Source organism: Thiocapsa sp. (assembly GCF_018399035.1).
Classification (GTDB): Bacteria; Pseudomonadota; Gammaproteobacteria; order Chromatiales; family Chromatiaceae; genus Thiocapsa.
In genome coordinates this window covers 1,778,866-1,791,047 of record NZ_CP073760.1, presented here as the reverse complement: position 1 = coordinate 1,791,047, position 12,182 = coordinate 1,778,866, and the positions used below count along the sequence as shown (strand labels likewise).

The following is a 12,182-nucleotide window of genomic DNA, read 5'->3' as shown; positions in this document are numbered from 1 at the left end:
AGCCAATGACCGCCGAACATGAGATCAAGAGCGAGAAGGTTCTGGTCAAGGATATTTTTTCCACGCTGTGGTTCCGTATCCCGGAGTACCAACGCCCCTATATCTGGGGTCGTGACGAGATCGACGACCTTTTAGACGATCTGAGCTTCGCCCACGATGACAAGCCGGAACAGCAGTATTTCCTCGGCTCCCTGGTCTTCCAAAACAAGAAGGCCAGCAGCGTTGCCGGACAGCAATACGACGAAAATGATCTCTTGGACGGACAGCAGCGCATGACCACGCTGCTCTTGCTGTTTGCTTGTATCCGCGATCTGTCAGACAACCCTGGAGTCAAAGCGGCTTGCACGGCTGCGGTATTTCAACAAGGAAATGAGTTCACGCGCGTTCCGGAACGCACCCGCATTGTCTTTGCAATCCGCGATACCGTTCAGGAGTTCGTCGACAACTTCATCAAGCCTCCCCAGGGCACGAACAACACGAATGGCTTGGAAGATGCCGCCAACCACTCGGACGACCGTTCAGTACGCAACATGGCCATGGCGGTTCTACAAATGCGTGCGTATCTTAGCGATGCGCAGCACAACCTGCCGCTAGGCAGTTTTGTCAGCTTCCTATTTAACAAGGTGCTTCTGATCTACGTCTCCACCCAAGACCTGGACGACGCGTTTCGGCTCTTCACCATTCTCAATAATCGCGGTGTACCGCTGCGTAACAGCGATATCCTTAAATCGCAGAACCTCGGCGCACTGGACAACAAGGACGACAAGGCAAAATACGCCAAACTGTGGGAAGAAGCCGAAGGGGAGCTGGGCGATGATTTCGACCGTTTTCTGAACCATGTACGCACAATACTGCTGAAAGACAAGGCGCGCCTGAATCTGCTCGATGAGTTCGAGCACAAGATCTACAACCCGCGGGAAAAGGACAAGGCCACGGGCCAGTTGAAGCCGTCGTTGCTCTCAAAGGGAAAAGAGACGTTTGCTCTGGTCGAACGCTATCTTAAACACTATGACAGGCTACTCGGCGGCAACAATTACGATCAGACCGGCGGTAGCTTCGAGTTCGATAACCTCGTCAAGGTCATGCTGACCGGCCTTCCTTCGACCGATTGGCTGCCACCGTTGATGCGGTATTTCGACCGATTCAAATACGACAGGTTGTTGGATTTCCTGATTCACCTGGACAACCAACTCTCTTCGGATTGGATCGCTCAGTACACGCCGACCGCGCGCATTGATCGAATGAATGACGTGATTCGCGCCATCGAGGCGGCAGGCCAAGCCTCCGATGTGTTCGCGGCGACCCCGGGCTTCAAGTTCGATGAAGATGGCTTTAACCGTGCGGTTGAAACGGCTGTGTATGGCCGCCGGTTTACTCGCTATCTACTGTTGAAGCTGGATTATCTCTATGCGGATCATAGCAACCGCATGTCGTTGGAGACCTTGTCCGTGGAGCATATTTTGCCGCAGAATCCAAATGCGAACAGTCAGTGGCGCATAGACTTCACAGACGAGCAGCGCGAAGAGTGGGCGCATCGACTCGGGAATCTCGTCTTGATCAGCACCCGCAAGAATACGTCCCAGAGCAATTTGGATTATGCCGAGAAAAAGACACGCTACTTCGATAAGCGTATCAGCACCTGCCCCAACTCGTTGCGAGTTCTAAAGAACACGCAGTGGACGCTCATCGAGCTGGAGGCGAACCACAGAGCTGTTTTGAAGGCGCTACGGGAGCACTACGGTTTCAGAACGGTGTAACCATATGGAAAAGCAACCTGGCCACCTAAAGCTCGACGAGCGCAACCACGTCGAGAAGCCCTTTCTGGATCAGCTCGCGGGGCTTGGATGGGAGGTGCTGGATCTGGACAGCAAGCAGCACCCGGCGGACAGCTTTCGCGAGAGCTTCACCGAGGTGGTCATGCCGCCGGTGCTGCGCGAGCAGATCGGCCGGATCAACCCCTGGATGGAGCCGGATCAGATCGAGGAGGTGATCAAGCAGCTCACCGCCAGCTTTCCGGGCAACAACCTGATCGAGAACAACCGTCATCTGCTCGGCCTGCTGCTGGAGGGCACCAGCGTCAGCGAGAATCGCCAGACCGGGGAGAAGAGCCCGACGGTGCGGTTCATCGACTTCGAGGCCGAGGCCGGACCTGGGTTCTCTGGGGGTCAGAACGGCCCGAACCGCTTCATCGCGGTCTGCCAGCTCAAGGTCCGCATCCTGGGCACCGAGCACCATGTCATCCCGGACATCGTGCTGTTCGTGAACGGCCTGCCGCTGGTGGTCATCGAGTGCAAGTCACCCAAGGTGAAGGAGCCGATCCCGGAGGCCATCGACCAACTGCTGCGCTACAGCGAGCAGCGCGGGGCCAAGGGCGAGGGCAGCGCGCAGCTCTTCTTCTACAACCAGTTCGTGGTGGCGACCTGCCGCCAGCAGGCCAAGTTCGGCACCATCACCACCCACGGCGAGAAGCACTTCTATCGCTGGGCGGATCCCTATCCGCGCACGGTCGACGAGCTGGAGCACGGTGCCGGCACGGCCAACGATCAGCAACGCCTGGTCGCCGGCATGTGCGACCCGGCCAATCTGCTCGAGAGCGTGCGCAATTTCACCCTGTTTTCCGTCAACGACAAGGGCGAGACCATCAAGGTCGTCGGTCGCTACCAGCAGTTCCGGGCGGTCAGGCTGGCGGTGAAGCGGCTGCTGGAAGGTACGACCGCACGGGCACGCAGCGGCATCATCTGGCATACCCAGGGTTCGGGGAAGTCGCTGACCATGATGTTCATGGTACGGGCCATGTATCGGCACATCGCCTTGCAACAGTGGAAGGTGGTCTTCGTCACCGACCGCACCCAGTTGGAGGGGCAACTGGCGGAGACCAGCCAGAGCATCGGCTTCACGGTGAAGGTGGCTGACAGCATCGCGACACTGAAGGATCTGCTGCGCTCGGACTCTTCGGATCTGGTGATGGCCATGATCCACAAATTCCGCGAAACGGACCTGGCACAGACCTTCCCGCAACTGAACATCAGCCCCAACATCCTGGTCATGACCGACGAGGCCCACCGCTCCCAGTACGCCATGCTCGGGGCCAACCTGGACAAGGGCATCCCCAACGCCGCGCGGATCGGCTACACCGGCACCCCCATCGACAAGACCGAGCGGGTCTTCGGCGATTACATCGACAAATACACCATGCGCCAGTCCATCGAGGACGGCGTGACCCTGGAGATCGTATACGAGGGTCGTACCCACAACGCCGAGGTGACCGACCGGAAGGCCATGGACACGGCCTTCGCGGATGTCTTCAGTGACTACAAGCTGGATGAGCGCCTGGAGATCCTCGGCTACGGCTCACGGGATGCTTACCTGGAGGCGGAATCCACCATCGCGGCCAAGGCGCGGGACATGGTGGCTCACTATCTGGAGCACATCTTTCCCAACGGCTACAAGGCGCAGGTGGTCGCGACCTCCCGCGAGGCGGCGGTGCGTTATCGTACCTATCTGTGCCTCGCTCTCGCGGATGCGATCGAGGCCCTGGAGCAGTCCAACCCCCTGAACCTGGATCTGAACCGGTTGAGGCGATTGGGGATCGAGGTCGTCATCTCCGCCGGCCATAACGACCTGCCCCACCTGAAGCTCTACGGGGACAAGGGCCGCCACAAGATCGCCATCAAGCGCTTCAAGATGGCCTTCGACAGCGAGGACGACGGCGTCGACGGCAATCTCGGGATCCTGGTGGTCAATCACATGCTGCTCACCGGCTTCGATGCGCCCGTGGAGCAGGTGATGTATCTGGATCAAGTCATCGTCGCCCACAACCTGCTCCAGGCCATCGCCCGCGTGAACCGGGTCGGCGGTGCCGGCAAGGAGAAGGGGTTCGTGGTCGACTATGTCGGCGTCGGCCATCACCTCAAGAAGGCCATCGACACGTACGACGAGCGCGAGCAGAAGGAGGTGGAGGACGCCTTGAGCTTTCCGGACGACGAGCTCCGGGAGCTGCAGGCGGCGCACCAAGCCATCATGGCCTTTCTGGGGATGCACGGTCTGATCGACCTGACCGACCACGATGCCTGCTTCGACCTTTTCTACGACGAGGACCTGCGGTTCGAGTTCATGAGCCTGTTCAAGCAGTTCACCCGCTGCTTGAACCTGGTGTTTCCGGCCAAGGAGGCGCTGGACTTCATGGGCGACTACAACGCCCTGACCGAGATCAATGTTCTGGCCGGCAAGCACTTTCGCGACGCCCGGCTCAGCATGAAGGGCATTCCGCCGAAATTGCGCGCACTGACGGATGCCTATCTGACCTCGAAGGGCATCGACTTGAAGGTCGCCCCGATCTCGATCCTGGACGACGACTTCGAGCGCCAGGTCGGCAAGCGCAAGCGCACCAAGACCAAGGCCGCGGAGATCGAGCACGCCATCCGTCATCATCTGGATGTGGACCTGGACGACGATCCGGATCTCCAAGCCTCTTTCGCCGAGGCGCTGGCCAGGATCTTCGAGGAGTTCCGCGACAACTGGCAGAAGATCTACGAGGCGTTGGAGAAGCTCCGCGAGCGCATGCGCACCGCCAGCCAAGAACCGACCTACGGACTCCATCGCAAGAAACAGATGCCGTTCTTCAGGATGTTCCAGCGCGAGCTTGGCGCCGTCTGGGAGCAGCAACCGGCCTATGCCGACAACGAAGACGACCGCATCGGCGCACTGGTGAATCTGACTCAGCAGGTCTTCAACATCGTCGAGCGCGAGCTGAAGCTGACCGGCTTCTGGGAGAGCATCCCGGCTCGGAACCGTCTCAGGGCCGAGCTGCAAAAGACATTGCTCCGGCCGGAGTTCGTCAAATTGCCGGATATCGTGCGTATCCGCGCCCACCTGATCTCACGGGTCATGGAGATCGCCGACAAGAACAACGACGCCATACTGTACGCCGAATAGCCGCCGTGGAACTCGAATACTCCATCATTCGGTCTGCCGGAAGACGCAAGCTCACCATCACCGTTGAGCGGGATCGAAGGATCGTGGTGCACGCGCCCGAAGGCGTCCCGGAGGAGAAAATTCGGGAGGCGGTCGACTCCAAGCGTCAATGGCTGTTCGAGAAGATGCGCCACCCGCAGAAATACGAGGACGCCCCGCAGCCACCCGGTAAAGAGCTCGTCAACGGCGAGGCGGTGATGTACTTGGGCCGCAGTTACCGCATTGCCATCACCGCCACGGCGTCCGGCGACATCGAGTTTGCGCGCCAGTTCTTGGTGCCCCCCGGGATCGCGGCCGGCGGCACCAAGGCGTTCTCGGATTGGCTGCTGGTGCGTGCCGAGCAGAAGATCCTGCCTCGTGTCGAACACTATGCCCGACAGCTCGGCGTGAACTATCGGGATGCCGAGGTCTCGGAAGGCCGTTTTCGTTGGGGTTCCTGCACACCGGGAAACGGCTTGCGTTTCAACTGGCGCTTGATCAAGGCCCCGATGTCGGTAATCGACTACGTCATCGTCCACGAGCTGGCACATCTCATCGAGCCCAACCATACCCCGCGGTTCTGGAACATCGTTAGGGCGCAACACCCGGCAACCGAGAACGCGAAGCGATGGCTATGCGACCATGGGGAACTATTGGAGCAGCGCTTGTGAGGATGTTGTCCGGCCGACACCCTTGATTCCACGGCCTTTCTCCGTCAACTCGTCCGGGAGGACGGGGGTTCATGCTCATTCGCGGCACAACTAACCGGAGCCTCGCGATGACGGCCGAATAAGGGGTGCACCGGTCGTTGTGGTGCCGGCCGTGACTTCGGTAAGGGTGTCTGGTGGGCAACTGGGTCGGTGTCGGTAAACCGACCGGCGTCTGCAGACGTTCCGGGATGCACTCGAACGAATGCGGTCACGTCGTGACCGCTGCGGCTTCACGCCGGTCGGAATCGGGATCGGTGCCGGGAGGACGAGCTGCCGATCAACACACGTCATCGAGGACCTCGGCCAAGGTTCGGGCGGTCAGCACCCGCTCGGACCAGTGCAGCAGGGTATCGGCGTCGGCGCTCTCGATGCGTTGCTGCACGGCGTTGGGCAATTCGGCGAAACGTAACCGCAGTAGAGACAGGAGCATCCGGGCTTCACCTCGCTGCACGCCTTGCTCGATCCCTTGGACGAAGCCCCTCTCGATCCCTTGCTCGATACCTTTTTCGATACCTTGTTCGATGAAGCGTTGGGCAAATCCGCTCATATCGGCCGCCTCTTGGGGATAGCGTTGGGTGTATGGAATGCGTTCATTCTCATCCAGAGCGGCGTAGATGTCGATAAAGTCCAGATATTTCAAACACCGCTCAGGATCGCGCTTGAGCTGGCGCAGGCCGCGCACGGCAGAGGTGTAGACCTCGAACTCGACGCAATCTTGATCCGGATCACCAGCGTGGAGTCTGAGCTGGTCGTAGTTCTCACGTTGGCATTAGTCGTCATCGTCCTGTTGGTTCTCGTCCTTCGTCATTGAGCCGATCAATCGGGCGTCTTCAAGGTGGTGACTGGCCGCTGCGTCGCCGTCCGCAGGGCATGAAGTGTCTCGAAATGTTCCTGGGCTCTCGGGCAAGGGACCTCTTGAGCGATGGAGGAACTCCTCCAGCATCTTCTCGTCGACGGGCTCGCCCTCGAACGCCATGCTGCGCGCCACCTTGCGCGGGATTCGGCTGAGCCGAATCCGCCGTTGTTCCTCTGCGGTCAGCTTGCGCCACTCGGCAACAATCGCTTTCCAATCTGTCGATTCCATCGAATTCCTCCATCAGTTGGTCTGCGAGAACTGGGATTCATATTTGTCAACTGCACACTTAACCTCACGCAAGCCGGTGCTGCGATTCCGTACGTTCGCGACCGTCCGCCAGTGCGGAAGAAGCCGTCTTAGCACGCTTCGTCCGTCATCAATTCAGTTTCTTGCCGATTGGTGAAACCTGACGCCATGTCCGACCCTTTACCGAAGAAGACTAAGCAGGTTCCATGGAGGTGGCGCCGGGTTAGGTTGCCCCGGGCGGTGGCTCAAAACGTGAGCCCGTCGCGATTCATTTTTCGTGGGTGCCGAGGCATGCGCTGCCGGTCGGGCGCTAGAAGTCGCGTCGAAATGGGGTTTCAGTGTCGGCGCGGCAATTGTCCAAGAGCCGGCCGCGCCGAACTCCTCAGCTGAAGGTTTCAATCTCCTGCTCCAATTCACCGCGGCGCGCGCGGGCGACGGGCATCTTCAGGCGACTCAGGAGCTCCATAAACTCGGTCACAGCCATCCCTGCGAGTCGCGCTGCTTGTCCGAGGGAGATCGTTTCCTCGTCGAACAGGCGCGTCGCGAGTGCTATCGCCAGTCCGCCGCGAAGGAGCGACTCATCGAAAGGGACCGCAAGGAAAATCGGCTCTCCAGGATCTCATGGGGTTATGATATCTTATAAATCAACAACCTGAAGCTTGCCTGCGGGCAGAACCCCATTCGGACGCGGCCTATAATGATGTTTGACACCGATACCCTTCAGACCCTGCTGAACCTGCCTGATCTCGCCATTGATCGCGTTGTGCTCGGCGAGCGTAGAACGCTCCAGATCCATGTCCACAGCACCCTGGAGGGAACGCACTGTCACCGTTGCGGCAAGCCGATCGACCATGGCTACGGGCTTGGGCAAGAGATCAAGCTGCGGCACTTACCGGTGTTCGACTACCACACCGTCCTTGTTTTGCGACCCAAACGCTATCAGTGCCACTCCTGCGAGGGGCGGCCGACGACGAGTCAGATGCTGTCGTGGTATTCGCCACGCGCCTCGGTTACGAAGGCCTTCGAGCAGCAAATGCTGCTCGAGTTGATCAACAGTACGCTCGAGGATGTGAGTCTCAAGCATGCCGTCGGTGTCGATGCGCTGCAGGGCATTCTGGATCGCCGCATCGAGCCCGAGGTCGATTGGAACGGGATCGAGACGCTGGAGGTCATCGGCATCGACGAGATTGCGTTGAAGAAGGGCCATCGCGATTTTGTCGTCGTGATCAGTGCCTACGTGAATGATCGGCTCCGCGTCATCGCCCTGCTCCCGGCACGGACCAAGGCCGTCGTGGAGGCGTTTTTTCGAAGCATTCCCAAGCGCTTACGGCGCACGGTCGAGGTTGTCTGCTCGGACCTTTACCAAGGCTTCATCGGGGCCGCGAAGGCCGTGTTCGGCAAACGCGTCCTCATCTGCGCGGACCGCTTTCATGTCGCTCGCTTGTATCGCGAGGGACTCGAAACCCTGCGCAAGCGCGAGTTCAAGCGGCTGCGTCGCACGCTCTCCAAAGCGTCCATTGATGAGCTCAAGAACGCGCATTGGGTCCTGCGGCATCGTCGCGCCGACCTGAATGCCGATGAGCGTCGCCTCCTCAATCGCATCTTCGCCCACTCCCCGAAACTCAAAGAAGCGTACGAAGCCTGCGAGGCGCTCACCGCCATCTACGACAGTCGCCTGTCGAAAGGTCAAAGCAAACGTAAACTGCGCGGTTGGATGCGCCGCGTCACCAACCGCAAGCTCACGTGTTTCGATCGTTTCCTCGGCACGCTCGAGACCCGCTTCGAGGAGATCACGAATTATTTCGTCGGCCGCCGGACCAGTGGCTTTGTGGAAGGGCTCAACAATAAGCTCAAAGTCATCAAGCGCCGCTGCTATGGAATGACGAGCCTCAAACACTTCTACCAGAGGGTGTACCTGGATCTCAATGGATACGCCAAGTTCGGAACCGTTCGTTGATAAAACAAGCGCTTGCCAGGTCGAGCGCTCAGCCATTTTCGGGGTTTCTCGTGTACGGCGAAATGCGGCATAAGTGCCTGTTTTAAAATAACTCATGTGTCCCCCTGAAATCCGGGAGAGCCGGAAAATCGGTTCTCCGTGCTTGGTCACGACGGACAGACGTCCGGACTTGGCTTCGCGGACGAGATCATCGGCATGCTCCCGCAGATCGCGGATCGAAAAAATCTCCAAGGATGAGTGCCTCCGCGTGTGAGTCGAACATTGATGAAGGGCTAGACGGGGCAGGGCACCATATTCCTGCAGCCCTGCCGAATGGATTCCTCCATCAAATGGTCCGGGAGAACGCATGCACCCTCCGTGCGCCGACACACCCCGGCTCAACCGGTGCATCCTGATGACAAGACGATCCGACGTGCGTCGCTCGTTGGGTCGCCGCTGTCGGATATGGCGTTGAAGCGCTAGGCAAATCCGCTCGTGTCGACCGCCTCTTGGGGATGGCGTTGGGTGTATAGAATGCGTTCATTCTCATCCGGAGCGGCATCGATGTCGACAACGTCCAAATCGCAGAGAGAAGCGCTTGAGCCCCGTCTCTTCCTCGAACACGAACAGCAGGGCGTTGCCCCGAACCGCGTAGACTTGAGCGCGTGATCCTTCACCCGTCCCGGAGGTATCGATGCTCGGAGAGTTGCTGAAGCCGCTGAGAGGCGAGGGGGTCTGTCTGAGGCCGTTCGTCCACGCCGACGCCGAGGGATTCGCCTGCGCGGCGCGCGAGTCCGCAGGCTCGGTCGGGCGCTGGATGTCCTGGTGCCACGCCGGTTTCAGTGTCGGCGAGGCGCGTGCCTGGTTCGCGATTTGCGCAGCGGAGCTTGCCGCCTGCTCGGCGGCGGAGCTGGGCATCTTCGCGGTGGATGGCGGCGAGGTGCTCGGGGGCATCGGTCTGAATCATTTCATCGTCGAGCACAAGCTCTGCAACCTGGGCTATTGGGTGCGCGCGTCGCGGCAGCGGGAAGGGATTGCGACACACGCGGTGCGCACGATGGCGAGGTTCGGCTTTGCGGATCTGGGGTTGATGCGGATCGAGATCGTCGTTGCCGAGGGCAATGTGTCGAGTGCCGGCGTTGCGCGCAAGGCGGGTGCGCTGTACGAGGGGTTGGTACGTAACCGGCTGGTCGTCGACGGGGTCTCGGTTCCGGCCTGGATGTTTTCGATGGTGCCGGATTCTGTCGGTCGCTCGCAATGACCGACAGGGTCCGCTGCGCGTCGGTCGTGGTGTTGACGTTCTGGTTGGCCGTCTCGGCGCTGCCGGCGGGGGCGGCACAGGATGTCGTTTCGATCCGTTCGGGCGACAGTCTCTGGGGGATCGCGGACCGGATCGCGGCCGAGGCGGGGTTCAGTCGCGATCAGGTGATGATCGGCCTGCTGGAGGCGAACCCGGACGCCTTCTCGCCCGCGTGCAACGTCAACGGGGTCTTGCGTGTCGGTGCAGTGCTGCGGGTGCCGTCGGCGGCGCGCATCGGTGCGCTGGATGCGGCGGCGGCTCGGCGGAGCATCGAACGTCAGGCGCGCGAGTGGGCGGAGCATCGCCGCAGCGGACGGGCGTTGGTGTGTCCGGCGGTTGTCGAGCCGCCTGTGCCGGAGTCGTCGTCGCCCGCGCCCGTGGATGGTCCTGGACAGCCGGACGTGGCGACACCGAGGGATGCGATCCGCGAGCCGGATCGGTCGCCTTCGCACCCACCGACTGGATCCGATCGCTCGCCCGCGGTTCCGGAACCGTCGCAGGCGCCGGAACAAGCGCCTGCGACGGCGACGATAAGCCCGGTGCACCCGATCGAGCCCCGCCGAACCGGCGACGACACCTGCCCCTGCCCGTCGGATCCTGGCGGAGCCGAGCCGCCGGATCAGGCTGGATCGGCGCGACTGCCGCTTGCCGAGTCCACCCGCGTCGTCGGCGGGGAGGCGCCGCCGCACTTGCCGGAGGGGCCGCTGGCGCCGTTTTGGGTTCTGATTCCGCTGGTGCTGGGGTTGCTGGCGATGTCGCTGGTCCGACGCAGGCCGCGCGTTGCTGCGCCGCTGCTCGACCGATCCGGTACGGCGGCCGTCGCGGGCGCCGGCCTGCCCGGCGACGCAGCGGCCTTGCCGCCACGCCGTCTGCCTTTCCTGCTCGCCTTGAAGGACGGCGATCTCGTCTTTCTGCTGCTGGCGGCGCTGGCCGGACTCCTCGGCGCGCTGGTCACGGTCGTGTTTCGCGAGGGGATCCATGCCCTGGAATGGCTGCTGGTCGGCCACAGCGGCAGCCTGGTCGTCATGGCGCTGGGTCTGCCGCCTTGGCAGCGTCTGCTGCTGCCGGCGGTCGGCGGTTTGGTGGCCGGCTTGATCCTGGAGCAGATCGGCGGGCGGCTGCGCGGGCGGACGACGACCGACTACATGGAAGCGGTTGCGGTCGGCGACGGCTGGATCAGTGTCCGTCAGAGCCTGGTGAAATCGGCCTCGTCGTTGGTCACGGTGGCCTCGGGTGGCTCCATCGGGCGCGAGGGTGCGATGGTGCAGCTCTCCGCCATGGTTGCCTCCAGCATCGGGCGGGTCGCACGCTTTCCGCGCGATCGCATGCGTCTGCTGGTGGCGGCCGGGGCGGCGGCGGGTTTGGCCGCGGCCTACAACGCACCGATCGCCGCGACCCTGTTCGTCGCGGAGATCGTGCTGGGCTCCATCGCAATCCAGCACATCGGCCCGCTGATCGTCGCCGCGGTCATCGCAAGCGTCACCGTCCACGACATCATGGGGTATGCGCCCATCTACGAGATCCCGTCGTTCAGTCTGGTGAGCGACTGGGAGCTGGGTCTCTATGTGCTGCTGGGGATCGTCGCGGGCCATCTGGCGCCGATCTTTCTGGGTCTGTTGGGGCATTCCCATCGGGCCTTCGCCCGGTTGCCGATGCCGCTCTCCGGGCGAATGGCGCTCGGCGGGCTCATCGTCGGGGCCATCTCGATGTACGAGCCCGCGGTCTGGGGCAACGGCTACAGCGTCGTCAACACGGTGCTCCACGAGCCCTGGGTCTGGCAGGCGTTGTTGACCGTGATGGTGCTGAAGATGATTGCGACCGCGGCGACGCATGGCTCGGGCGCGGTCGGCGGGGCCTTCACGCCGACACTCTTCGTCGGTGCGCTGCTCGGCGTGCTCTTCGGCACCGCGGTCCACGCCGTCCTGCCGGTCGGCACCGGACCGCCGAGTGCCTACGCGGTGGTCGGCATGGGGGCGATGCTCGCGGCGACAACGCATGCCCCGTTGATGTCGATCCTGATGGTCTTCGAGATGACGATGGACTACGAGATCGTCCTGCCGCTGATGCTCGCCGTGGTCACGGCCCATTACACCGTGCGGCGGTATGTGGATGTGGCCCCGATGTATGCCGAGTCTCTGCTGCCGCGCGAGGCGGATGGGCGTGGAGGATGAATCAGGCTTC

Annotated in this window: 9 protein-coding genes; 6 read left to right on the top strand and 3 right to left on the bottom strand. The window is 61.6% G+C overall.

What is annotated here, in order from left to right:
- Positions 1 to 5 precede the first annotated feature (5 nt).
- From KFB96_RS08200 to KFB96_RS08190, 3 genes are read left to right on the top strand one after another with little or no spacing between them, the layout of a single operon-like run.
- Positions 6 to 1,757, top strand: a complete 1,752-nt coding sequence (locus KFB96_RS08200; RefSeq protein ID WP_213462424.1) for a DUF262 domain-containing protein — start codon at positions 6 to 8, stop codon at positions 1,755 to 1,757.
- 4 nt (positions 1,758 to 1,761) lie between these two features.
- Complete coding sequence (locus tag KFB96_RS08195) at positions 1,762 to 4,935, top strand: HsdR family type I site-specific deoxyribonuclease (protein ID WP_213462426.1); 3,174 nt, start codon at positions 1,762 to 1,764, stop codon at positions 4,933 to 4,935.
- 5 nt (positions 4,936 to 4,940) lie between these two features.
- Positions 4,941 to 5,624 (top strand): M48 family metallopeptidase, encoded by a 684-nt coding sequence (locus KFB96_RS08190; protein WP_213462428.1) that lies wholly within the window; start codon positions 4,941 to 4,943, stop codon positions 5,622 to 5,624.
- Between the two features lie 316 nt (positions 5,625 to 5,940).
- On the opposite strand, the gene KFB96_RS08185 is transcribed toward KFB96_RS08190, so the two are convergent.
- From KFB96_RS08185 to KFB96_RS08175, 3 genes are all read right to left on the bottom strand, one after another.
- Complete coding sequence (locus KFB96_RS08185; RefSeq protein WP_213462430.1) at positions 5,941 to 6,345, bottom strand: transposase; 405 nt, start codon at positions 6,343 to 6,345, stop codon at positions 5,941 to 5,943.
- Positions 6,346 to 6,432: 87 nt separating this feature from the next.
- Positions 6,433 to 6,747, bottom strand: coding sequence for a hypothetical protein (locus tag KFB96_RS08180; protein WP_213462432.1), 315 nt, complete (start codon positions 6,745 to 6,747; stop codon positions 6,433 to 6,435).
- A gap of 400 nt (positions 6,748 to 7,147) precedes the next feature.
- Positions 7,148 to 7,369 (bottom strand): UPF0175 family protein, encoded by a 222-nt coding sequence (locus KFB96_RS08175; RefSeq protein WP_213462901.1) that lies wholly within the window; start codon positions 7,367 to 7,369, stop codon positions 7,148 to 7,150.
- A gap of 93 nt (positions 7,370 to 7,462) precedes the next feature.
- On the opposite strand from KFB96_RS08175, the gene KFB96_RS08170 reads away from it, so the two are divergent.
- The 3 genes from KFB96_RS08170 to KFB96_RS08160 all read left to right on the top strand — a co-directional run bounded on the left by KFB96_RS08170 (position 7,463) and on the right by KFB96_RS08160 (position 12,172).
- On the top strand, positions 7,463 to 8,722 hold the full coding sequence (locus KFB96_RS08170) for an ISL3 family transposase (protein ID WP_213462434.1): 1,260 nt from the start codon (positions 7,463 to 7,465) through the stop codon (positions 8,720 to 8,722).
- Between the two features lie 673 nt (positions 8,723 to 9,395).
- Complete coding sequence (locus tag KFB96_RS08165; RefSeq protein ID WP_213462436.1) at positions 9,396 to 9,962, top strand: GNAT family N-acetyltransferase; 567 nt, start codon at positions 9,396 to 9,398, stop codon at positions 9,960 to 9,962.
- Entirely contained in the window at positions 9,959 to 12,172 is a 2,214-nt protein-coding gene (locus tag KFB96_RS08160; protein ID WP_213462437.1) for a ClcB-like voltage-gated chloride channel protein, read from the top strand. Before KFB96_RS08165 ends, KFB96_RS08160 begins: the two co-directional genes overlap by 4 nt.
- Positions 12,173 to 12,182: the final 10 nt, after the last annotated feature.

Bases quoted from the DNA above. Each gene is read 5' to 3' on its own strand.
- KFB96_RS08200 (WP_213462424.1), top strand. From the start codon at position 6: ATGACCGCCGAACATGAGATCAAGAGCGAGAAGGTTCTGGTCAAGGAT.
- KFB96_RS08195 (WP_213462426.1), top strand. From the start codon at position 1,762: ATGGAAAAGCAACCTGGCCACCTAAAGCTCGACGAGCGCAACCACGTC.
- KFB96_RS08180 (WP_213462432.1), bottom strand. From the start codon at position 6,747: ATGGAATCGACAGATTGGAAAGCGATTGTTGCCGAGTGGCGCAAGCTG.
- KFB96_RS08170 (WP_213462434.1), top strand. From the start codon at position 7,463: ATGATGTTTGACACCGATACCCTTCAGACCCTGCTGAACCTGCCTGAT.
- KFB96_RS08165 (WP_213462436.1), top strand. From the start codon at position 9,396: ATGCTCGGAGAGTTGCTGAAGCCGCTGAGAGGCGAGGGGGTCTGTCTG.
- KFB96_RS08160 (WP_213462437.1), top strand. From the start codon at position 9,959: ATGACCGACAGGGTCCGCTGCGCGTCGGTCGTGGTGTTGACGTTCTGG.